This is a genomic window from Hungatella sp. L36 (assembly GCF_014288035.1).
Window position 1 is genome coordinate 712,359 of record NZ_JACOPC010000001.1, and the last position, 22,741, is coordinate 735,099.

At 51.4% G+C, this 22,741-nt stretch carries 24 protein-coding genes, 2 tRNA genes and 1 riboswitch; of the genes, 22 read left to right on the plus strand and 4 right to left on the minus strand.

From position 1 onward, the window contains the following. Positions 1 to 36 precede the first annotated feature (36 nt). The 3 genes from H8S80_RS03045 (at position 37) to H8S80_RS03055 (ending at position 3,534) form a co-directional block, all read left to right on the plus strand. A complete protein-coding gene (locus H8S80_RS03045; protein WP_117630207.1) occupies positions 37 to 945 on the plus strand; it encodes an aldose 1-epimerase in 909 nt (302 codons plus the stop codon). A gap of 119 nt (positions 946 to 1,064) precedes the next feature. After that, positions 1,065 to 2,036: a DUF4846 domain-containing protein gene (locus H8S80_RS03050; protein ID WP_117630208.1), complete on the plus strand. Its 972-nt coding sequence runs from the start codon at positions 1,065 to 1,067 to the stop codon at positions 2,034 to 2,036. 97 nt (positions 2,037 to 2,133) lie between these two features. Beyond that, on the plus strand, positions 2,134 to 3,534 hold the full coding sequence (locus H8S80_RS03055) for an immunoglobulin-like domain-containing protein (RefSeq protein ID WP_117630209.1): 1,401 nt from the start codon (positions 2,134 to 2,136) through the stop codon (positions 3,532 to 3,534). 94 nt (positions 3,535 to 3,628) lie between these two features. Here the strand turns inward: H8S80_RS03055 and H8S80_RS03060 are convergent, their stop codons facing one another. Continuing rightward, a complete protein-coding gene (locus H8S80_RS03060; RefSeq protein WP_002600362.1) occupies positions 3,629 to 4,261 on the minus strand; it encodes an ECF transporter S component in 633 nt (210 codons plus the stop codon). A gap of 187 nt (positions 4,262 to 4,448) precedes the next feature. Continuing rightward, positions 4,449 to 4,569: riboswitch (FMN riboswitch) on the minus strand. A 166-nt stretch (positions 4,570 to 4,735) separates the two neighbouring features. On the opposite strand from H8S80_RS03060, the gene H8S80_RS03065 reads away from it, so the two are divergent. The 10 genes from H8S80_RS03065 to H8S80_RS03110 all read left to right on the plus strand — a co-directional run bounded on the left by H8S80_RS03065 (position 4,736) and on the right by H8S80_RS03110 (position 14,843). Next, positions 4,736 to 5,584, plus strand: coding sequence for an RNA polymerase sigma factor (locus H8S80_RS03065; RefSeq protein WP_117630498.1), 849 nt, complete (start codon positions 4,736 to 4,738; stop codon positions 5,582 to 5,584). Positions 5,585 to 5,595: 11 nt separating this feature from the next. Continuing rightward, the gene (locus H8S80_RS03070) at positions 5,596 to 6,282 is read left to right on the plus strand and encodes a DUF2461 domain-containing protein (RefSeq protein ID WP_002600360.1); all 687 of its coding nucleotides are present in this window, start codon (positions 5,596 to 5,598) and stop codon (positions 6,280 to 6,282) included. Between the two features lie 115 nt (positions 6,283 to 6,397). Further along, the gene (locus H8S80_RS03075) at positions 6,398 to 6,679 is read left to right on the plus strand and encodes a zinc ribbon domain-containing protein (RefSeq protein WP_117630210.1); all 282 of its coding nucleotides are present in this window, start codon (positions 6,398 to 6,400) and stop codon (positions 6,677 to 6,679) included. Between the two features lie 41 nt (positions 6,680 to 6,720). Continuing rightward, positions 6,721 to 10,968 (plus strand): DEAD/DEAH box helicase, encoded by a 4,248-nt coding sequence (locus tag H8S80_RS03080; protein ID WP_117630211.1) that lies wholly within the window; start codon positions 6,721 to 6,723, stop codon positions 10,966 to 10,968. Positions 10,969 to 11,172: 204 nt separating this feature from the next. Further along, positions 11,173 to 12,012, plus strand: a complete 840-nt coding sequence (locus H8S80_RS03085) for an SIR2 family NAD-dependent protein deacylase (protein ID WP_002600357.1) — start codon at positions 11,173 to 11,175, stop codon at positions 12,010 to 12,012. Between the two features lies 1 nt (position 12,013). Further along, entirely contained in the window at positions 12,014 to 12,820 is an 807-nt protein-coding gene (locus H8S80_RS03090; protein WP_117630212.1) for a protein-ADP-ribose hydrolase, read from the plus strand. A gap of 81 nt (positions 12,821 to 12,901) precedes the next feature. Next, complete coding sequence (locus H8S80_RS03095) at positions 12,902 to 13,483, plus strand: hypothetical protein (RefSeq protein WP_117630213.1); 582 nt, start codon at positions 12,902 to 12,904, stop codon at positions 13,481 to 13,483. A 23-nt stretch (positions 13,484 to 13,506) separates the two neighbouring features. Beyond that, positions 13,507 to 14,055: a hypothetical protein gene (locus H8S80_RS03100; RefSeq protein ID WP_117630214.1), complete on the plus strand. Its 549-nt coding sequence runs from the start codon at positions 13,507 to 13,509 to the stop codon at positions 14,053 to 14,055. A 6-nt stretch (positions 14,056 to 14,061) separates the two neighbouring features. After that, the gene (locus tag H8S80_RS03105) at positions 14,062 to 14,670 is read left to right on the plus strand and encodes a pyroglutamyl-peptidase I family protein (protein WP_117630215.1); all 609 of its coding nucleotides are present in this window, start codon (positions 14,062 to 14,064) and stop codon (positions 14,668 to 14,670) included. Continuing rightward, positions 14,652 to 14,843, plus strand: a complete 192-nt coding sequence (locus tag H8S80_RS03110) for a hypothetical protein (RefSeq protein ID WP_181987849.1) — start codon at positions 14,652 to 14,654, stop codon at positions 14,841 to 14,843. Before H8S80_RS03105 ends, H8S80_RS03110 begins: the two co-directional genes overlap by 19 nt. Before the next feature lie 66 nt (positions 14,844 to 14,909). On the opposite strand, the gene H8S80_RS03115 is transcribed toward H8S80_RS03110, so the two are convergent. From H8S80_RS03115 to H8S80_RS03125, 3 genes are all read right to left on the minus strand, one after another. Further along, positions 14,910 to 14,982 (minus strand) — tRNA-Ala (locus tag H8S80_RS03115). 190 nt (positions 14,983 to 15,172) lie between these two features. Beyond that, positions 15,173 to 15,246 (minus strand) — tRNA-Pro (locus H8S80_RS03120). 146 nt (positions 15,247 to 15,392) lie between these two features. After that, positions 15,393 to 16,043, minus strand: a complete 651-nt coding sequence (locus H8S80_RS03125; RefSeq protein ID WP_002600352.1) for a DUF3298 and DUF4163 domain-containing protein — start codon at positions 16,041 to 16,043, stop codon at positions 15,393 to 15,395. A gap of 155 nt (positions 16,044 to 16,198) precedes the next feature. On the opposite strand from H8S80_RS03125, the gene H8S80_RS03130 reads away from it, so the two are divergent. The 9 genes from H8S80_RS03130 to H8S80_RS03170 all read left to right on the plus strand — a co-directional run bounded on the left by H8S80_RS03130 (position 16,199) and on the right by H8S80_RS03170 (position 22,716). After that, on the plus strand, positions 16,199 to 16,612 hold the full coding sequence (locus tag H8S80_RS03130) for a hypothetical protein (RefSeq protein WP_002600351.1): 414 nt from the start codon (positions 16,199 to 16,201) through the stop codon (positions 16,610 to 16,612). Between the two features lie 79 nt (positions 16,613 to 16,691). Beyond that, complete coding sequence (locus H8S80_RS03135; RefSeq protein WP_002600350.1) at positions 16,692 to 17,087, plus strand: chemotaxis protein CheW; 396 nt, start codon at positions 16,692 to 16,694, stop codon at positions 17,085 to 17,087. 7 nt (positions 17,088 to 17,094) lie between these two features. Continuing rightward, positions 17,095 to 19,425 (plus strand): bifunctional diguanylate cyclase/phosphodiesterase, encoded by a 2,331-nt coding sequence (locus H8S80_RS03140; protein ID WP_025530526.1) that lies wholly within the window; start codon positions 17,095 to 17,097, stop codon positions 19,423 to 19,425. An 18-nt stretch (positions 19,426 to 19,443) separates the two neighbouring features. Then, on the plus strand, positions 19,444 to 19,800 hold the full coding sequence (locus H8S80_RS03145; protein WP_002600348.1) for a hypothetical protein: 357 nt from the start codon (positions 19,444 to 19,446) through the stop codon (positions 19,798 to 19,800). After that, positions 19,781 to 20,590, plus strand: a complete 810-nt coding sequence (locus H8S80_RS03150) for a CheR family methyltransferase (RefSeq protein ID WP_025530527.1) — start codon at positions 19,781 to 19,783, stop codon at positions 20,588 to 20,590. The genes H8S80_RS03145 and H8S80_RS03150 overlap by 20 nt, the downstream gene beginning before the upstream one ends. A 39-nt stretch (positions 20,591 to 20,629) precedes the next feature. Then, positions 20,630 to 21,244 (plus strand): CheB methylesterase domain-containing protein, encoded by a 615-nt coding sequence (locus tag H8S80_RS03155; RefSeq protein ID WP_117630217.1) that lies wholly within the window; start codon positions 20,630 to 20,632, stop codon positions 21,242 to 21,244. A 3-nt stretch (positions 21,245 to 21,247) separates the two neighbouring features. Next, positions 21,248 to 21,610, plus strand: a complete 363-nt coding sequence (locus H8S80_RS03160; protein ID WP_002600345.1) for a response regulator — start codon at positions 21,248 to 21,250, stop codon at positions 21,608 to 21,610. Positions 21,611 to 21,619: 9 nt separating this feature from the next. After that, positions 21,620 to 22,237 (plus strand): chemotaxis protein CheC, encoded by a 618-nt coding sequence (locus H8S80_RS03165; RefSeq protein ID WP_002600344.1) that lies wholly within the window; start codon positions 21,620 to 21,622, stop codon positions 22,235 to 22,237. Next, positions 22,234 to 22,716: a chemotaxis protein CheD gene (locus tag H8S80_RS03170; RefSeq protein WP_002600343.1), complete on the plus strand. Its 483-nt coding sequence runs from the start codon at positions 22,234 to 22,236 to the stop codon at positions 22,714 to 22,716. The genes H8S80_RS03165 and H8S80_RS03170 overlap by 4 nt, the downstream gene beginning before the upstream one ends. Positions 22,717 to 22,741: the final 25 nt, after the last annotated feature.

The following is a 22,741-nucleotide window of genomic DNA, read 5'->3' on the forward strand; positions in this document are numbered from 1 at the left end:
TACTGAAACAAGCTGATTTGACTGGAGGAAGAGAAGATGAAAGTTGAGAAAACCGTTTGGAATGGAAAAGAAGGGTACCTTCTTCAGAATGAATCCATGGAAGTATTCGTGAATCCGGAGGATGGCATGAATATCTATCAGATGGACTGGGAAGGCCGCCAGATGATCGCCTGGGAAGAGGAACGCTATCAGAGAAAGGCGACGTACGGAGTACCGGTCCTCTATCCGACGCCTAACCGCTCGGAGGAGTTAAAGATTCAGGCCTTTGGAAGGCAGTATGATGCCAGGATGCATGGTCTGGTGAAGAATCTGCCCTTCGAGGTGAAGGCGGCGGAGGCAGATGGACAGACAGCCCTGGTGACTGGTGTTCTGTTGTGGAATGAGGCGCAGCCGGATTTCCCGATGTTTCCATTCCCAAGTATATTAAGTATAACGGTCAAGGCGCTGCCTGATGAGGTGGTCTGGAGCTATGAGGTGGAAAACTGCGGAGAGGGAGAAATGTCCTATGGCATCGCGGTCCATCCGTATTTCAATAAGAGAGAACAGGCAGTGAAGATCACCGTTCCGGCCGCTTCTGTCATGGAAATGACGGAGGAGAAGATTCCTACCGGGAAGCTGATTCCGGCAGGAGAGACGGTAACGGATTTACGCACACCCGCGTTGGTGGACAGCCTTTCCCTGGATCACGTATATACGGACTGCCAGGCGGGAGCGCATGCGGAAATCTTCTATAACGACTGCAGGGTAAAACTGGAAGCCACAGAGGAATTTGGCCATATCGTCGTGTTTACTCCGAAGGCACCGTTCTTCTGCATCGAAAACCAGTCCTGTTCGACCGACTGTTTTAACCTTTTTGCAAAAGGATTCGTCCGTGAATCCGGGCTTCAGACCGTGAAGGCAGGGGAGAAGAAGTCCGGTGCGATCCGGTTTGTATTCGAGAAATAGCGGCATGACCCCTGACAATTTTCCGTGTAGTAATCGCGGGAGACTTATGCTACAATGAAAAAGAAGCGAAAGTCCCTGCCGGAGCGGGCAGTTCATGGTGCACGATGGAAAGGAAAAGTATGAGGGGAACCATCAGATATACGGTGATATGCGGCAGTTTAATATTGGCGGTTCTGTCTTCGGGATGCAAAACCGGGGGCCAGAGCATTACCTATGCCGGTGAGCAGGTTCCTGCTGCGTCTGCACCGCAGACAGAGGAGGAGATCATCTATCTGATCGGCGATGATGAGGTGACGGAGCCGGAGCAGTCATCGGGAAAGCGGGATTCTCTGATTAATCCGGAAGGAAAGACTCTGGAGGAACGCTTCTTTACACCGGAAGGCTATACGAGAATTCCCAGGGAAATGGGAAGCTTTCAGGGATATTTAAGGCGGTATGCGATGAAACCGGATCAGAGTCCTGTCCTTCTCTACGACGGAAGTGAGAAACAAAATCAGAGCGCCCATGCGGCGGTATTTTCCATGCCGGTGTTTGAAGGTGATCTGCAGCAGTGCGCCGACAGTATTATCCGCATCTACTCGGAGTATTTCTGGAAGATGGGGGACTACGATAAAATTGCGTTTCATTTAACCAATGGATTTTTAATGGATTATCCGGCCTGGAAATCAGGAAAGAGACTGGTGGTAGATGGAAATAAGACTTCCTGGGTTTCAAAATCCGGTTCCGACGATTCTTATGAGACGTTTTTAAAATACTTAAGAACAGTGATGATCTACGCTGGTACACTCTCCTTAAACGAGGAGGCGGTTCCTGTAAATGTGAGCGATATCCAGGCGGGAGACATGTTTATAAAGGGCGGGAGTCCGGGACACTGCGTCATGGTGGCTGATGTGGCGCAGAACAGAGACGGCAGCCGCTGCTTTCTGCTGGCTCAGGGCTATATGCCGGCCCAGGAATTTCAGATCATAAAAAATCCCCTTCACGGGGACGATCCGTGGTACTATGCTGCGGAACTGAACTATCCTCTTGTGACGCCGGAATACGTATTTGACGAGGGGAGTCTGAAGCGCTGGTATGGATTTGGATATTAAAGAAATCGTCAGGTTATCGCAAAGAAATTCCTGTTCTCTTATGGTATGATAAAGAGAGAATGGGGAAATCAGATTGCGGCAGGCAGGGGGAATACGGATGGCAGGATATTTCCGAATGATTTTTACAATGCTGGTTCTGGCCGTTACTTTGGCCGGATGTACGAAGGAAACCGCCGAAAGGCCCACGGAACAGCCGGTGGAAGAACGGGAAGTGACGGTGGTATCCAACGGTATCAGTTATGTGCCTTTGGAGAACTGGACGAATAATTTGACAACAGAGACAGATAAAGATGGAAACGAGCAGGAGACAGCGTCCTGCGGCCTCTGGCTTACTCCGGAGAAGATCGTGAAGGAGACAGACGGAGAGTACCATATGCCAGAGGTTTTCTATGCGGATGACTTTAAGATAAAGGTTAAGGGGAATGGGGACAATCCCATTCATTACATCATCTACAGTATGGTATTTGACACGGTGGACAGCGGAAAGGTGATGAACCCATCCGATATTCTCATCCCGGTAAATGGAAAAGACTATTACGTGCAGCTGGAATTTTCACAGGGAGATGAGAAGAATTACTCCCATTACCAGTACTTTTTCAAGGTGGTGAAGGGCGATCCGCTTCCACAGATCAGAGTGACTCAGGAGAGGAAGAGCAGGGAGATTCCCAGCGCATCCGGTGTGATCCTGTGGAATGAGCCGGGAGATGACGGCGATACGGTCAGTACGGCGGCCTGCGGACCGGAGCCATTTACCGTGCTAGCAAAAGAGGAACGGGAGATTCCGTATCTGCCGCTGGGGCGGTGGATTACCATAGAACTGACCGGAGATAAGCAGCCGGACGAGGCGATCCTTTCCGATTATATCCTGAAAGAAGACGGGAGCCCCCGTTACGATGAAAAGTCAACCATAACAACGGAACTGGAGTATGACAACCACGAGATGAGGTTCTGTCTCACGCCCAATGTGAACGCGATGCTGAGTTCGGACATGTCTGCGTATATGACAGGCGGCATACTGCGAGGGTTTAAGCTGGAACTCGTCTGGGATGACGGAAGCCGGGCGGAATACGGCTTTCTTATTTCCACAGACGCCTCCTTTGTCGGAGAAGATCCTGCGGCGATGGAGGCGGACCGGCCGTTTAAGCCGGAAGCTGATTTGTTTTTGGATTTGAAACGGTCGGAGGATGAAGCGTTAGAAAAGAAGCTGGTTCTGGAGATAAATAACCAGTCCAGATCGCCGGTCCTGTTTGGAGACGAGATGACGCTCCTGAGAATTGACGGCATGGAGATGACGGAAGTACCGGTGAATCCTGACGTGATCTGGAACAGCATTACCTATCAGGTGAGTTCCGGCTCCTATAAGGCGCTTACGGTGGATCTGGAACGCCTGTATGGAGAACTGGAGTCCGGCAGATATCGGATCATCAAGGGCGTAAGGCCGGTCGGCGGCAGCAGAAGAGAACTGTATGCGGATTTTATAGTGGGTCCCAGAGAATAAAGAGGTATCAAAGTGAAGAAAGCGCAGCATCCGAACACAGATGCTGCGCTTTCTTAAACAATCTTTTAGAATAGGATTCCTTTTCCTGATGAAATTACGTGCGTGCCTGTGATCGGCTCTCAGATCTTCCGGCACTGTGGATAATGACGCTGATTCTCTTATATACGAGTGATGTAATCAGGGACACGGTAATACCCTTGATAATATTGAACGGTCCGACACAGATGAGGGCAAAAGTCCATACATTGCTGATTGCTGGATTAATGGCGGCACCTGCCTGGATAATCGTATCCAGCGGCATCAAATTCGAATAGAATGGGATCAGGATATACACGTTTATGACAACACCGACTACAGCCATCATGACAGCGCCTGCGGCCATGCCAAGTACCGCGCTCTTCTTTGTCTTATGGAAGCGGTAGATAATGCCTGCCGGCAGAATCAGGGAACACCCGATCATCAGATTAGCAAATTCGCCTACAAATCCGGTGCTGGTTGGCTTTAAAACTAATTTAACCAGGATCTTGACAATCTCCATGACGACGCCGGCAATCGGCCCTAGCGCAAACGTACCTACCAGAATCGGCACCTCGCTTAAATCGAGACCGTAGAAGCTGGGTGCGATAAATGGCAGCGGTATCTCGAAGATCATCAGAACACCGGCGAGCGCGCCGAACATGCCCATTAATACCACATTTTTTGTTGACAGCAGTTTGTTTTCTTTCATTGTTGCATCCTCCTGAAATTTGGTTTTGTAAGTTCATCTCTAAGAGGAATCATGCGGCTTCCTGCAGTTCTGATGATCGGCTGACAGAACAGAGCGTCCGGCTTGCGGAACTCAAAAAAACCCTGGATAATTGATCCAGGGCGTCATAATTCATATCAAACCGTGTCAGGCACTGCTGCCTGTCACACAATTTCTTCTCTCATCCAGACTATACTGTCGGTTCCGGAATTACACCAGATCAACCACTGTTACAGTGGGTCGCGGACTATACCGCCGGTGGGGAATCACACCCCGCCCCGAAGAACTTATATTTATTTGTAACTGTATAATATCACAGAAAGCCAGCGCTTTCAAGAACTTTCTGTTTTATTTGAAATTTTATGTCACAAATCTGATATTAAATTGTCTAATTGGATGCAGGAATAAGATATGCAGGAACCGTCATTTGCAAAAAGCGAAAGAGAGGAAAAAGACATGAACGAAAAGGAACAAATGGAAACACAAAAGCTGGTAAGACTGGCAGCGGAGGGGGACAAAGGGGCTCTGGAGCAGCTTCTCACCGGGGTGCAGGATCTGGCTTTTAATCTCTCCCTGCGTATGTTGGGGACCATTCATGACGCGGAGGATGCGTCGCAGGAAATACTGATCCGGGTAATGACCAATCTGGCCTCCTTCCGTGGGGAGAGTGCTTTTACCACCTGGGTATTCCGCATTGCGGTCAATCATCTGAAAAACTACAGAAAGAGTATGTTTGCACAGCATCCGCTGAGCTTCGAATACTACGGCGAAGATATTGTGAGCGGAAAAGAAAAGGATATACCGGACTTAACGATGGGGGTGGACCGGAACCTGCTGGAGCAGGAATTAAAGCTTTCCTGTACGAACGTGATGCTTCAGTGCCTGGATACGGACAGCCGCTGTATTTACATTCTCGGAACCATGTTTCGTGTGGACAGCCGTCTGGCAGCCGAGATACTGGAGATTTCTCCGGAGGCCTACAGGCAGAGACTGTCCAGAATTAAGAAAAAGATGGCTGGTTTTCTGGATGAATACTGCGGCTTAAGCGGTAAAGGGGTCTGTTCCTGCAGTAAACGGATTTCCTATGCGATCGCGACTCACAGGGTGAATCCGGAGAAGCCGGAGTTTACCGGTCTGGAGGAAAATACAGAGTTCCTTCAGGAGTGCAAGACGGCGATGGAAGAGATCGATGACCGGTCTCTGGTCTTTTCTTCCCTGCCAGCCTACCGGACGACAAGGGCAGCGCGGCAGTATCTGAATGAATTTCTGAAATCGGACTGCTATTCTATGATTTCCAATGCATAGGAGGCGGTGTGATGAGAGAAAACTGTATCATGGACTTTTTAAAAGAACTTGAGCGGAACAATGACTTAAAATGGATGGCAGACCACAAGGCATTTAAGGAACAGGCGGCGGCAGAGTTTGAAGAGCTGCTTCAGATGGTGATGGAACGCCTGGCGGAAAAAGATCCTTCGGTGATTGGACTGCCGCCAAAGAATCTTATATACCGTCTGAACCGGGATACGAGATTCAGCCGTGACAAATCCCCTTATCATGCAGCTTTTCGCGCCCATATATCGCCTGCCGGCCGCGCGCCGATTCCGGGCGGCTACTATCTGAATCTGGCTCCGGGAAATGTATTTTTGGGAGGCGGCGTGCATGCGGCCCCGTTTAAGGACGCTGTGACAATGATCCGTGATTATATCTGCGGCCATGGAGAGGAATTGGAGACCATTGTATCCGCTCCGGATTTTCAAAATCATTTTACGATGACCGGGGAGCGTTTAAAAAATGTTCCCCGTGGATATGACGCTGATTTTCCCCAAAGTGAATACTTAAAGTATAAAAGCTGGGACATTGAATGCCGCCTGGAGACAGAGGGACTTTGTGATCTGGAGGATTTTTGTGAAAGGGCGTCGGAGCTGTTTCTGCTGATGCGGCCATTCAATGATTACTTTAATGAAGCGGTCAGGAATTTCCAGTACCCGGTACGGGAAAATTGATGGTAAAAATAAACGGAAATCCCGGATAATCATGACATACAGTTGACGTGTTTGTCGTGATAGGATTAAGATCCAGACAAAGGAGTCTGAGATAAAAGAACTGTGAGGAAGAAAAATGGAAGAAAAGTATTGTCAGAGCTGTGGTATGCCGATGGGAGATACGGCTGAACTGTATGGAACGAACGAAGACGGAAGCAGGAATGAAGATTACTGTAAATACTGCTATCATGATGGGGCGTTTGCGATGGACTGTACCATGGAAGAGATGATTGAAGGCTGTGTCCCCATGATGGCAGGAGCGAACAGCGGTATGAGTGAGGAAGAGGCGCGGAATATGATGAAACAGTTTTTCCCGGAGTTAAAACGCTGGAAAAAGGTGCCTGTTAATCCAGAGTAAAGTATGGTATGATTAGAAAAATCATTTGCATGGAGGTTACGATGGCGGACGACATTCTTAAGATTTTTTCAGAGCCCACAGCCGGCTGGTTTGCGGAGACATTCGGGAAAGCGACAAAGGTACAGGAGGAGGCGTGGCCGGCGATCGCAGCAGGGAAGCCGGTGCTGGTCAGCGCCCCTACGGGTACCGGCAAGACGCTGTCCGCATTTCTCGTTTTTATTGACCGGTTAAGTACGCTGGCCAGGGAGGAAAGGCTGGAGGAAAAGCTCTATCTGATCTACGTCTCGCCGCTGAAATCACTGGCTGGCGATATACGGGAAAACTTGAGACGGCCGCTTGATGGAATCGAAAGGGAAGAAGGGCAGCAGGAGATCACTGTGGCGATCCGCACTGGGGACACGCCCCAGAAGGACCGCCAGAGAATGGTGAAGCATCCGCCCCATATTCTGATTATCACGCCGGAATCGCTTTACCTGATGCTGACCTCACGGTCGGGCCAGGGGATCGTGAAGACAGCTGAGGCGGTGATCATCGATGAGCTTCACGCTCTGATCGACACGAAGCGGGGGGCTCATCTGATGCTTTCCATCGCGAGGCTGGACCGGCTCTGCGGCCGTAACCTCCAGCGCATCGGCCTGTCAGCCACGATAGAGCCGCTGGAACTGTCTGCGGAATACTTATCCCCCGAGCCGGTAGTCATCTGCGCTCCGGCCATGGAGAAGAAGGTCTTAATTGAGGTGGTGGGAACGACTCCGGCCAACGGGAGAAGAAAGGATCCGGTCTGGGAAGAACTGGGGATGGCGGTCTATCAGAAGTGTCTGGACTGCAGAAGCGTGATTGCATTTTCGGAAGGACGCCGGTATGCGGAAAAGCTGGCCTATTACGTCAACCTGCTGGGCGGTGACGGGTTTGCCAGAGTTCATCACGGAAGTCTTTCGAAGGAACAGCGGGCGGAGGTAGAGCAGGACTTGAGAGAAGGACGGCTCCGGCTTCTGTGCGCAACCTCCTCCATGGAGCTGGGGATCGATGTGGGTGAGATAGACCAGGTTCTGCAGATCGGCTGTCCGCGCACGGTTTCCAGTACGATGCAGCGGCTGGGCCGGGCGGGCCATAATCCGGGGTCGGTCAGCGTGATGTATATGTATCCCAGGACAGCACCGGAGAGCGTCTACTGCGGCATGACTGCCGAGATCGCCAGACTGGGCGGAGTCGAGCATACGAAGCCGCCGAGGCTCTGTCTCGATGTGCTTGCCCAGCATCTGGTGTCCATGGCGGCAGGCGACGGGTACAGCGTGGATGATGTGATGGATATTCTGTGCAGGGCTTATTCCTTTCGCGATGTGACGAGAGAGGACGTAAAAGGCGTGCTGCGGATGCTGGCTGGTGATTACGAGCACGGAAGAGAGATTCCGGTGCGTCCGCGGGTGATCTATGACCGGATTCATGAGCGGGTGACCGGTGACGCCTACAGCCGTATGCTGGCTGTCGCGGCAGGAGGTACCATCCCGGATAAGGGGCTCTACGCGGCGAAGACGGAGGAGGGAGTGAAGCTGGGAGAACTGGATGAGGAGTTCGTGTATGAATCCCAGATTGGAGATAAGTTTGTGCTTGGATCTTTTGCATGGAAGATCGTCAGCCAGGACCGGGATACTGTGGTAGTGACGCAGGTTCCGGCGGAGGGAGCCAGGCTGCCGTTCTGGAAGGGGGAGACGAGAGGCAGGACGCTTCGCACCAGTCTGGCGTTCGGAAGGCTGTTCCGGGAGCTGGGAAAGGCGGCGGAGGCCGGGGATGATCCAACAGGCGGAGATAGCCAATCATCTGAAAATGGTCAACCGGTGAGCGGCTCAGACGCATTGACAGGCACGCTTACCCGGCTTGGCCTCGACGGCGCAGCGGCCTGCAACGCGGCTTCATTTTTGAGGCGCCAGATTGTGGTAACAGGAGGGCTTCCGGACGACAGGACGATCGTTGTGGAACGGTTCAGAGATCATACGGGAAGCAATCAGGTCATGGTGCACGCGCTGTTTGGGAGACGGGTCAATGCACCGCTGTCTCTTCTTTTGCAGCATACGGCCAGACAGTTATGCGGAATTGATATCGGCTGCGTGGATGAGGAGGACGGCTTTCTTTTGTATCCTTATGGGGATGACGTTCTTCCGGAAGGGCTGCTGTTCAAGATCGAGGAGGGACAGGCCAGGAGTGTTCTGGAGGCGGCGCTTCCCCTGACGCCTCTGTTCAATATGACCTTTCGCTATAATGCGGCCCGCGCGCTCATGATGGGAATGAAGCGGAATGGCCGTCAGCCGCTCTGGATGCAGCGGCTGAAGAGCACGGAGATGCTCTCCTCCCTGATTAACGAACCGGGCCATCCCCTGATCCGGGAGACGAAGCGGGAATGCCTGGAGGACCAGTGGGATATCGACGGCGTAATAAAGATCCTGGGCGATATCAGGGCTGGGCTCATTACAGTACGGGAAGTCTGTGTGGACGTGCCGTCGCCCATGTCTCTTCCGTTCCAGTGGCAGGCGGAAGCGGCGGAGATGTATGAATATTCGCCGGTAACGCAGGGAATCCGTGAGGCTGTCTATGAGGAATTGAAGCAGACAGATATGATAAAGCCGCAGGCGGAGGAGCTGGCCAGGGTTCAGGCTCGGAAGAAGCTTCCGGAGGATGAGGACCAGCTTCATTCCCTTTTGATGATGGAAGGCGATTTAATTGCCGGAGAACTGCCTGTGCCGGTGGAGTGGCTGAAGAATCTGGCGGAGAGAGAATTAGTTTCCTATATGGAGCCTGGGATATGGATTGCAGCAGAACACCGGGAAGAGTATGAGCTGGCTCTTCTGGAGGGGAATGAGGAAGCGGCCATGCATATCGTGCGGCGGATGCTCTATTACCGCGGCGGGCAGAATAGGGAAGCGGTGAGTGAGCGGTACTTTTTCCCGGAAGGTATGGCGGAATGTATACTGGAAAAGCTGACGGCAGAAGCACTCGTGGTGGAGGACGACGGGATCTTTTACCATGCGAAGCTCTACGACAGGGCCAGACGCGCTTCAATCAAAGGCATGCGTCTGGAGGCTGTGACTCAGCCGCCGGCGCATTATGCGGCGCTGGCGGCCGAAAGAGCCTTCGCTGCCGCGCCGGGGGAGGAACAGCTGAGGCGAGCGGTGGAACAGATCTGCGGAAGGACGTATCCGGTCAAATTCTGGGAATCCGTCTTTTTTGCACGGCGTGTAAAAAATTACACAGAGGCCATGCTCGACAAGCTTTTGGCACAGGGCGACTATTTCTGGCAGATGAAGCCTGATGGGACACTGGCTTTCTACCGGTATGAAGATATCGACTGGGAGGCTCCGATTTCCGGGATTTCTGAGGAACTGGAGGGTGATGAGAAGCTGCTGTATCAGGAGCTGATGCGCCGGGGAGCCAGTTTTCTCAAGTTTCTTACGGAGGTACCGAAGCAGGACAGCGCTCAGGAGGTGCTTCTTAAGCTGGCAGAAAAAGGTCTTGTCTGTGCGGACAGCTTTGTGCCGGTGAGACAGTGGCAGAATCGGGAAAAGGTGAAGAAGGCAACGGCGAGACAGCGGGTGAATGCACGGGTGATGGCGCTGTCTGCAGGCCGCTGGGATATCGTGCGTCCAGTAAAGAAAAGGACCATGGAAGAGTGGCTGGACCTGTTTTTAAAGGAAGCGGCGGTCCTCTGTAAAGAGACCTACCGCAAAGCATGCGATCCCTGTATGGATTCTGCCTATGTGCTGTCAGCCGGCGGTACGGACGAAGCTAAGCAGGAGCCGGAGGCAATGACCTGGAGAAAGGCACTGGATGTGCTTCGGATCTGGGAGTACACGGGAAAAGTGAGACGCGGATACTATGTATCCGGTATGTCGGGGGCGCAGTTTATCCGGAAAGAGGACTATGAGAGCGTGACAGCGGCTTTAAAACAGCCGGATGATGAGGTGGTCTGGCTGAATGCAGCGGATCCGGCTCAGATATGGGGAAAGGCTCTGGAACAGCCGGAGGACAGAAGCTTTATGAATCTGCCGGGGACAGCTGTCGCCTTCCGGCAGGGGAGGACGGCCGCAGTGATGGAGCGTCAGGGAAAGGTTCTCAGGTTCTTTGAGGAAGAAGGGATGGAGGCTGTACTTTCTGATTTCGTCCGCTGTTTTCAGAGAAAGCTTTTATTTCCTGAGCAGAAGCGCCTGATTTTGAAGGAATATCCGGAAAATGCCGGCGAATTATTAAAAAAGGCCGGTTTCATCCGCGAGATGCAGGACTATGTGCTCTACCGGTAATGAAGATAGCAATAGTATCTGTCGGATACTAAGAAACGAACTGGTTACTATCCCACTTTTTTGTGCGTTCTTGCTGTAAAGGCTGCAGCGGTTTATAATTCAGACAGGAAGACGAAGGAGTCCTGGAGTGCGGCGGAAATTAATTTTCAGACACGCTCCCGGATGAGAGATTCCTGGTGAGAGCACAAAAAAGGAGAGAATACCATGAGCGAATGGCAGTCCACGGTGAGGACATTCATCGAGGAAGCGGAGGCGGTCGTCGTCGGAGCAGGCTCCGGGATGTCGGCTGCCGCCGGTTTAACGTATACAGGCAGGCGCTTCCGGGAGAAATTCGGTGATTTTATCGAGCACTACGGTATGACAGATATGTATTCGGCCGGTTTTTACCCGTTTCCCACACAGGAGGAAAAATGGGCGTACTGGAGCAGGCATATTTATTGTAACCGCTACGATGTTCAGGCTGGAAAGCCCTATCTGGATTTGTATCAGCTGGTGAAAGACAGGAATTACTTTATTCTGACAACGAACGTGGATCATCAGTTTCAGCTGGCTGGATTTCCGGAAGAACGGATCTTTGCGGCTCAGGGCGATTACGGTATGTTTCAGTGTGCAAAGGCCTGTCATAAGAAGCTGTATGAGAACGAGAAGGAAGTAAGAGCCATGGTGGCCCGGCAGAAAAATCTGAAAATACCGTCGGAGCTGGTGCCGAAATGTCCGGTCTGCGGCGGTGACATGGAGGTCAATCTGCGGTGCGACAGATACTTCGTTGAGGACGATGCATGGGAGCGTGCCTGTGCCGGATATACCGGTTTTATAAGACAGAATCGGAACAGGAGGCTGGTGTTTCTGGAACTGGGAGTCGGCATGAACACGCCGGGAATCATTAAATATCCGTTCTGGCAGCTGACAGACAGGGAGAAACATGGCTTTTATATCTGCATCAATCAGGGAGAAGCCTGGGGGCCGGAGGAGATCAGAGAAAAATCCTTATATGTCAACATGGACATTGCAGAAGCTCTGGAAGCAGTCAGAGAGGTGATGTGATTTGAAAAATGAGAGTTACAAGACCCAGGAAGAACGCCTCAGGTATCTGATCCGGGCTATGCAGAAGGAGATGCCTCAGTATCGCGGCATAGTGATTCCGGAGGATAGTGCGGGGCAGAAACAGCTTATCCGCTCCCTGATGAACGTAAGGCCTCCGATGCCGGCAGATCCGGAGTTCCTGGCGGAACAGGATTTGTATCTGTCGGAGGAGAATGCCGCGCGCGGCATTCTGGAAGGGGCGGATCTGGCTCCTGTAAAGGAGAACGGCCGGATCTGTCTCTGGCAGGGGGATATTACACGTCTGAAGACGGGCGCGATTGTAAATGCGGCCAACAGTGCGCTGCTGGGGTGCTTTCGGCCCTGCCATTCCTGTATCGACAATATTATCCATTCCTATGCGGGCATTCAGCTCCGCCTCGCCTGTAATGAGATTATGGAAGCCCAGGGGCACGAGGAACCGGTGGGGCATGCGAAACTTACACCAGCCTTCAATCTTCCGTGTGATTCGATTCTGCATACGGTCGGTCCGGTCATTACCGGCCCGCTGCGAAGAACAGACTGCCGGCTTCTGGCGGACTGTTACCGTTCCTGTCTGGAACTGGCTGTGGAAAATCAGATTACCTCGATTGTATTTTGCTGTATCTCGACAGGTGTATTCTGTTTCCCGCAGGAGCGGGCGGCGGAGATCGCGGTGGAGACGGCTGTTGGTTTTTTAAAGCAGAATGAATCGGTCCGTCAGGTTATATTTGATGTCTATACCGATCAGGATTTGATTATTTATCAGAAGCTGTTGGAACAGGAACGATAGTTGCTGCATGACAGATTCCCTTCCTAAAGATAATGCAATTCGGAAGAAAGCGGTGTATAATTCAAGGGAATGGAGGCAGTGATGAAAACTTTAGTATATGTGGTTTTGGGCTATGCGGCGCTTTACAGCGTTATCTGGCTTCACGAAGTCGGTCATGCATTTTTTTACCAGCTTTACGGATGCAAGAGATGCTTCCTGCACGTGACGGTTAAACCGTATCTGTTCTTTTCGACACCCCGTCCTGTCGATGAGGAACTTGCCGGCCATCTGCCGCCCCGAAGGGATCTGGTGGTTTCTTATGGCGGAATTGGAGTGAATCTGGCGGCGGCTCTGGTGACGGGGGTGATTTTGTCACAGATGGGAAAGATACATCCGTTTCTGCATTTCTTTCTTCTGCAGTTTTTGACACTGCATCTTGCCGAGATGGTCAGCTATCTCGTCATTGGCAATCTGTACCCGGTCAGTGATATGAAAAACATTTCTGACATCTGTCCGCGTTTAAGGATTGTCAACTTTTGCATCGGGCTTCTGATCTGTGTCCCTTATTTTGCGATCTTCTGGAGAATTCCGGAGGTGTTTTTTCCTGTAATCCTGTTTTATAATGCGGTGACCATCCTGTGTATGGGAATTGGTCGTGTCATATTTACGAAATTCGGCGGGTGAGTGAACCGCCGGGAGGAGCGGCTGTGAAAGGTGTGATTCTGAGAAAGGGAGAGAGAGCCTACTCGTATTTTTCCGGGGTACTCTCTGCGATTTTCCCGGCTGTCGTGGAACGGAACTGGCTGATAACGGGGTATGAAAATTATCCGGAGGCGCTGGAGCCGTATGGCGGGAACTTAGGCAGGGAAGCGTTCTTCTGGGTGCCTGGGGAGCGGCTGGAGGAGATTGTCCGGCAGCAGGATTATCCGTGGTACTGGGGCGTCCTGTCGGGATTTAAGAAAGAGGTTCCGCTGCGCCAGGTGATAAGCTATGGACTGCCGTATGCGGACGGATACACCGGTTTCTGGAAAAATCCGATTTCCATTCAGCATCCGATGGCTGATATTGAGATCGTGGCGTGGGACAGTGCGCTTACACTGCTGATCAGCAGGGATGAAGCCATTGCCCAGGCGTTCCGGAATGCGTATCCACGAAGTGAAGACCTGGAGACGTACAATCTCGGGGAACCGGAATCGGAGGAGTGGCGGAAAATATGGGAAGAAGCGGAGCTGCATTACGGGGATGGCGGGAGGTAGAAATACATGCGGGTAATTCTTGCGGGATTTGAGGGAGAGGATAACAGCTCCAAGAGACTGCTTGACTGTGTTAATGCAGGGGATCAAAAGATTTACTTAAAAAATGATAAAATGATATGTGTAAAACAGATTATCGATGTGATGGAACCGGGCGACCGGATCCTGGCATTTGGCCAAAAACCGGGATTGAAAAATGCGATTTCTGTGGAACTGCAGGCTGGGGCAGGAGAGGATATTCTGACCACACGGTTCCCTGTTGCGCAGATTGAGAGACTCTGTGCAGGAACCTGCCGGGTGAAGTTGTCTGAGCATGCCGGAACAAGCTATTGCAATCATCTGTATTACCACGTTATGAGGGAGATTAAAGAGAGACAGATCGATGTGGAAATTGTATTTCTCCACATTCCCATGTTGAAGAATATAGACGAGTTTGGGCGGCTGGCTGAAACGGTGACCGGGTTGACCAAAGGGTTGAGCGAAGGATTGACCGAGGACCTAAGACGGCCTTGCTACGGCCTGGGCCAGGCGAACCAGTCCGGAGCATCTTCGATACGCGGCGTGTCACAGGGCGGCCAGTGGTGCGGACAATCCTCGTTATGGCAGGAAAATACATAGACGTTTGTGACCTGATCGTATTCGCAGCAGGCGTCATCGCCGCAGTCCAGGCAGGAACCGTATTCCTGTTCAGAGCTGTGTTCATTCAGCATTTGATCGATGGTTTTCTTTCTGTGATGCGGCATTGGCGTTACCTCCATATATCGGTGAAGAGCAGGACAAAGTGGAATTAATACTGCATTTAAACAAAAAAATATGCTGGAAACCTTGTACGATCAAGACTTCCAGCATATGACTCATGGAGATAGTGGGATTCGAACCCATGACCTCTTGAATGCCATTCAAGCGCTCTCCCAGCTGAGCTATACCCCCATGTCCGCTATTATAGCAAAAAGATAAAAAATTTGCAATCACTAATTTACACTTTTTTTCTGATTTTTCCGATTTTTGAAATTTTAGCCTGCATTGGAGCCGGATGGAGCTAAAATGGAATAGAAAAAAGAATAGTAGAAAATAAAAAAAGTGCAGGATTTCTATGAAAGATATCCTGCACTTTTTATCATCGAGGCGACAAGATTCGAACTTGCGACCTCTGCGTCCCGAACGCAGCGCTCTACCAAACTGAGCCACGCCTCGATATGATACGCTTAGAAGCGAACGAATCATATAATAACACTTTTTGGCAGAATTTGCAAGTGGAAAATGAAAGAAAAATTAAAAAGTGGAACCAGTTGGAAGAGAGCCGCCTGAAAAAAGTTCCGTTTTGCCTGCTATTACGGGCATTACCGGCTATTTTTAAATGGAATCAAAAATTCGGGGATTCCGGTTGAGTAGGGGGCGATGTCGTATTGCTGGAAATAGATGACAATCCCTTTGGGTGTTACAAAGAAGCTCTCCGGTTTGAAGGTGGATCGAATCAGAGCCGGATAATCGTCAAAATAAGTGGAAGGCGAGTCCTTCTCCCGCGCCTTTACCTGCTGATCCAGAATCCGGAAGATGCCTTCCCGGTAAGCTGGATTGTGGGGATAGAAATCGGCCAGCGTCAAGTAACTGCCGCTGCTGAAATCCCAGGTATCCGAGGTCCGGATCGTGCTTCCGTGTGCACCTCCCGTATAGGTATACTGATCGGTGTAGAGGCTTGTCATGCATCCGGAATTCCAGGTGACGGTATAAGCACTTATGAACTCATATCCGAAAAATGGATAGTTGTCTTTCTTTGCGTATTCTGCCTGAACGGAGGCCTGGGAAGCCAGGACTGTGCGGCAGTACTCCTCCGTCTTTCGGGCGGCGGTGGAATAAAACGCATTGATACTTAAGGCGGCTGCCTCGGAGCAGGTTGTGGTGAAGTAAGGATAACGGATCGTATAAGTGAGTACGGCAGTCCCTTTGCTGTATACGGTATCCGACAGTACTCTTTGGGTAATGGTCTGCATATTGGCTCCATAAAACAGGATTTCTATATTAATATGGCCATCAAAATGGAAATATGCAGTATGACTGGGACATCATGGAATTATTTACCAGATGACCTACTTTTTATTCCTTTTTATGGCATTTTGTTGTATGATAGAAAAAAAGGAGGGTGGACATGTTTACGTCGGCAAAGGATATTATGAAAATCATATGGAACGGATTAAGAGAGATAAAGAAAAATTGTTCTGATTACTACGAAAAGGATGCCAGAAAGATATATGAGGAAACCTTAAACGGAGTAAAGGCAGAACTGTCCGGTCCGGAGCCGGAGGAAAAGCGGAAAGAACGTCTGGTCAGGAACCGATGGGAGAAGATGCGTGTGGAACGGAAGATCGCGGTGGTCAGTATTTTGACGATTCTGGTTTCCCTGGTGTTTGTGACATCCTATGGCAGATGGATGGATTTCGGGACATTTTTGCTGGTGATGGCAGCGGTGGCCGTTGTTTCGGTCTGGTGGGTTTCACACCTGTTCCGAAAGCGTTTCAAACTCAGTCTGGAAGGTTGGATGCTGGAAGCAAAAGAGGTGTAATAACCTTGCTTTTTCATGCATTATGCGTTAATATAGTAAATAGTATATACAAATGTGAAAGATGCGAAGGAGGTGCCTTATGATGGAAACATTTTTATGTTTTGAGTCAGAGGGCGCTTTTTTTTTGATTCCGCTGAAGCTGGTACGCCATATTGTTCAGGGAAATGCGGGACAGGAGAAGACGATTACATTTAACGGATGTGAGGCTGAGATTTACTCGGTTGGAGCTTCGTGGGGGGACAACCGGGAACGGGAGTATGCGGTCCTTCTGGAGGTGGAAGACGGTCTTCCGGCCCTTTTGGCTGACCGTGTGGCCGGCGTATTTGAAGTCCCGGACGACAGAATATTTGAGCTTCCTGAGGATGTAACCGGAGAGAAGAATGATTTTTTGACGCAGGCGGTGTATCTTGATTCCTCCGGATGCTGGGCCTTCGTGATGGATATAGAACGGTTTCTTAATAAAGAGAGGAATTGAACGGGTCATGGTTTCAAACAGAGAAAAACGGCTGGACCGTCTGACCAATACGTGGACAGAAGCGGCGGCTGAAGTGATGATTAATGAATACTTGAAGGAAGCGGAGAACTGGGGAGGCGACGGCCTTTTTCTTCTGGAGGCGGCAAACGGCGGGACGAAACTTCCGGAGGCCTCTGTGAAGCAGGCGGCCTTCCTTTTGCAGTGTACCCTGAGGCGGACGGATCTTGTGGCGAGAGTGGGCGAAAACTGCTTTCTTGTCTTTCTTTTGGGATGCCGCAGCCGGGAAGATGCGGTCTCTTCCATGAACAGTGTCCGTACCAGCCTGGAGCGGGAAACGGATCTGCACATGACGGCGGGAGGTGCGCTGACAGACGGACAGGGACAGACTTACGACTCTCTGTTAAAGAGGGCAAAGGCGGCGCTGGCGCGTGCGAAGCAGGAGGAGAAGTTCCTCTGTTTTACAGAGGTGTGCGGAAAAATGGAGACGGGGGACGCGGAAACAGATCTTGCGTATTCGATCCGCCCCATACCTGAGTACATAGAGGACAGCGGAAAAGCCGACATGGATTTTATCCGCAAAATTATGGATCATTTTCTGCCCGGAAAACAGGAATGCCCCATCGAAATGGGATTGAAACGGATCTGTGCCTATTATGGATGCGGTGAAGCCTATATTCTGGAGCGCAAATCCGGAGGGAAGGACTATGAGATTACCTCTTTCTGGATGGAAGAGGAGCCGATGGTCCGCAACGATAATTTAAAGATAATACCGGGACTCATTGCAGAACGTTATCTGGAGCTTTTCCGGAACCGGAAGGTGCTGGCCTGCAACCGGATCTGCGAACTGGAGATTCTGGATCCGGTCATCGCGGAACGCCAGAAGCTGAGAAAAACGAGATCCCTGATGCAGTTCCCGATCATGGAAAATGGGGACTATATCGGATATATCAGTGTGAATGATAATAAAAAAGAAAGGCTCTGGACGCTGGAGGAGAGCATGACCTTCGCTCTGGCTGGGCGCGTTATGGCCGCCTGTATTCTGGAACGCCGTTTTCAGCGTTTTACGCAGATTCTGATGGATCACGACCGGCTGACGGAGGCATGGAATTACAACCGCTTTTTAAGCGAGGGAAGAAAGCGGCTGAAGAACGCGCCGCTGTTACAGGCGATAGTCACCATGGATATCAAGAATTTCAAGGTGATTAACGCGAATTACAGTTATGAGACAGGAAACGATATTCTGGTGGGCATCAGTTCTCTGCTCAGTAATTTTACGGGCGGAGGGGAGTGCTTTGCCAGAATTGAAGCCGATAAATTTGCGCTGCTTCTGGAATACCAGACCGTTAATGGCCTGCAGCACCGTCTGGACCAGCTGCTGCGGCGGGTGGAACAGATTCCGCGGGAGGAGAAGAAGGACTTCCCGATCAGCTGCATCATGGGCGTCTGCCTGGTGGAACCGGGAGACACGGAGATGTCTATCCTGGTAGACCACGCCAACATGGCCAGAAAGGCGTTAAAGGATTACCATAAGAGTATCTACAGCTTCTACAACAGGGAGGCGGAGCGCAAATTCGCAAAGGAACGGGAGCTTGCATTCCGCATGAAACGCGCGGCGGAGAATGAGGAGTTTGTCGTCTATTACCAGCCCAAGGTGGATCTGCCCCGTAAGCGCTGTATCGGGTTCGAAGCCCTTGTGCGCTGGAAGATGATGGAGGGCCAGATGATTCCGCCCGACGAATTTATCCCGCTGTTTGAAAAAAACGGATTTATTACAGAGCTTGATTTATATGTGTTTGAGCGGGTTTGCAGACTGATTAAGAGCTGGAAGGACAGCGGCAGAACGCCGTATCCCATCGCAGTGAATATATCCAGGATCCATTTGACGAAGCCTGACTTTTTGGAGGAACTGGAACAGATTGCCGGCAAATACGGTGTGGAGAGCCGGTATCTGGAGCTGGAGATTACAGAGAGTGCATTTTTAAACAATCCGGGAGAAATCCTGGAGGTGGCGCGGCGGATCAAAGAGAGAGGCTTCGTCCTGTCCATGGACGATTTCGGAACGGGCTACTCGTCACTGAGCCTTCTGAAGGATCTGCCCGTCGATATTATCAAGCTGGATAAAGAATTCTTCCAGAAGCGCTTAAGCGACCGGGAGAAGATCATCATCGCCAACGTGATTCATCTGGCCCATGAGCTGGATATTCAGGTGATTTCAGAAGGAATCGAGACGGCCGAGCATGAGGCGTTTCTGACGGAGATCGGATGCAATCTGGCTCAGGGTTACCGATACGGGAGACCTGCGCCCATCGGGGAATTTACGGATCTGATGGCTGACTGAAGGAAAGGAGGGGCACACATGGAACAGGAAGGGATTGGCAGAGAGATGCTGCGCCTGTATTATGGCGGCGAGTGCGAAGTGACAGCCATGGAACGGGTGGAACTGATTCTTCCGTGCCCTGAAATCATAAGGGTGCCGGGGGCGCCTGATAATCTTGTAGGCATGATCTATAAAGAGGGCGGACTGATTCCCGTGTTCCGGCCGGGAAACGACCAAAAGCCGGTAAACGACCAGATCACAGGCAAGAACCAGAACCTGGCGCCGGAGGAAGCTCCGGCGTGTGTCGTACTGATAAGAAAAGAAGACGGTAGCTTAAAGGGAATGGCGGCTGATGAGGTTGCCGGAGGGGGCGCGATTGATACGGTTTACGAATGAGGAGTTCACACAGCTGATTACCTATATGTCCGGACAGTACGGAATTGATCTGTCAAAGAAGAAAATTCTGGCGGAATGCAGAATGAACGGGGAACTGGAAAAACGCGGAAACATCTCCATGGGAGAGTACATGAGACAGATGGAGATGGACAGGACTAAACAGCTGGAGAGCATCCTGTTAAACCGCCTGACCACCAACTATACATATTTTATGAGGGAGCCGAAGCATTTCGATTTCCTGCGGGAAAAGATACTTCCCAATATTAAGCCGGAATGGGGGCGCATATCGTATCAGATCTGGTGCGCTGGCTGCTCCAGCGGCGAAGAGTGCTACACGCTGGCCATGCTTTTGCAGGACTATAAGGATCAGGGCGGGTGGCTCCCATCCTTCTCCATTGTGGGAACGGATATTTCGGAGCAGGCGCTGGCCGTGGCCCAGAAGGGGAGATACCCGGTCCGGGAGCTGGAGAATATTCCGGCATTGTGGCAGCAGAAATATCTATCCATGGACGAGGCGGGAACTTCGTTTGACATCGGCCGCGCTATAAGAGAGAAAGTCCGGTTTCAGCGGATGAATCTGTTAAAACCAAGCGTGGGGCTGGGACAGTATGATCTGGTGCTGTGCCGCAATGTCATGATTTATTTTAATGAGGAGTCAAGAAAGAAATTGATTGAGAAGCTGTACCGGGCTTTAAAGCCCGGCGGTTATCTGTTTGTGGGGCATACGGAATTATTGCCCAGAAACCATGAACTGTTTGAGTACGTGTGTCCGGCTGTCTACAGGAAATAGAGGCCGCTGCGCGCCTGATGACGGAGGGGGGAAGAGTCAGTGGAGGGTCAGACGGAAAAGAAAAGCAGATATTTAGCGGTGATCGGGGCTTCGGCAGGCGGTCCGAAAGCCGTACTCACGGTCCTTAAGGAGCTGCCATCGACCACCTGCGGGATCCTGGTGATCCAGCATTTAAGCCATGGCTTTTCCGGTAAATTTGCGGAGTATTTAAATCCCCAGTGCAAGATGCGCGTGAAAGAGGCGCAGCCGGGTGAGCCGGTCTGCGACGGCACGGTCTATATTGCCCCGGACGGATATCAGATGTCGCTGGGAAAACTGGAGGACGGCTTCATGATTCGCTGTGTTCCGGGGAAACGGTACGGCGGATTCTGCCCTTCCATCAGTTACACCATGAACTCCGTTGCGGAAACGGTGAAGGAGAAAGCAATGGGGATTATTCTCACAGGTATGGGGGAGGATGGCGCCAAAGGGCTGCTGGCCATGCGCCAGGCGGGAGCCCGCACCGTTGCACAGGATAAAGAGACGAGTGAGATTTACTCCATGCCGGAATCGGCCTTTCGAAACGGCGGAGCGGAAAGACAGATGGGACTTGGCCTGATCAGCGGAGAGATAACCAGGTTCTGCATGAATATGAATAATAAAACCGGGAGGTAGGCCATGGAAAAGCCATTGATAATGATAGCAGATGATGCGATGTTTATGAGAAGAGTGATTAAGCGCGCGCTGACCCAGGGAGGGTACGACAACTTTGTGGAAGCGGGCGACGGCGTGGAAGCGGTGGAGAAATATAAGGAGGTGCAGCCGGATCTGATGCTTCTGGACATTACGATGCCCGGAAGATCAGGACTGGAAGTTCTGAATGATATTCTTGCGTTTAAAAGGAATGCAAAGGTCATCATGTGCTCGGCGGTGGGACAGGAGCAGGTGATTGCGGAGGCAATCCGCTGCGGCGCCTCCGACTTCATTATCAAGCCATTTAAGGACGAGGAGATCTTGAAAATCGTAAAAGCGTGTTTGTAGGAGGGAGAAATGAAGGACGAAAGGGAGCTGCCGGGCGGACCGGCGGCAGAAACATTGCTGGAAATGGGGAATATCGGAACCGGAAGCAGCATGGCCTCTTTATCCCATATTATCGGAGAAAAGGTGTGTTACGCCCCTCCTGTCATGAAGACGGTTGATTATGACGGGCTGGCGGAATGGATCGGCTATGCGGAAGAAAACGTGGCGGCCGTTCTGATTCCATTTACCGGCGATATTAACGGCATGCTTCTTCAGATATACAAAGAAGAGATGACGGACGTAATTCTCAGGAAACTGCTGAACACGGAGCAGGTGTCCGGGGAGATGGATGGACAGATGCTGGATCTGCTCAAGGAGACGGCCAATATTATGGCTTCTTCCTATCTGACCGGGCTCTCGGCCTGTGTCGGACTGAGGATCACGCTGTCTGACTCCGCTGTCTCCATGGACATGACAGGAGCTATTATCACGGCGCTGATCGGGACTGCGGCCGGGACATTTCCCGGCGGAATCTGCATTGGCAATAACTTTTCAACCGCAGAGGCGGAACAGAAAAGCTGTATGCTCATGGTTCTTCGTGAAGACTCCATCTCAGAGATTATGAAAGCGGTGGAGGTGAGCGGATGAGCGAGATCGTGATAAAACCTGATCAGATGGCGGTAGCGAAAGGGGAAGCGGTTCTCATCACCATGGCGCTGGGATCGAGCCTGGCTGTCTGTATGTATGATGAAGAGGGCGGTATCGGAGGACTGGTACACACTCTGCTTCCGGACATACGGAGGGAAGGCAATGGGAAAAATGGTCTGCGGTATGTAGACACGGCGACCCGGGCGCTGTTTGAGGCCATGAAGGAAGCCGGCGCGGTACCGGAACGGATCCGGGTAAAGCTGGTCGGAGGAGCGAAGATTTTCTGCTTTGCCGGACAGGCGGGGCAGCCGGATATCGGCAGGGAGAATGTCAGCTGCGCGAGAAAGATGCTGCAGGAACTGGACCTGGCGATTGTCTCGGAGGACACAGGGGAAAATTATGGACGGAGCGTTCACTTTATGGCCGGCAGCGGAAGGCTTGAGATTGAAACGGTAAACCGTTCCAGATACTGGATCTAAAATGACAGGCGGAAGGAAAGAACTG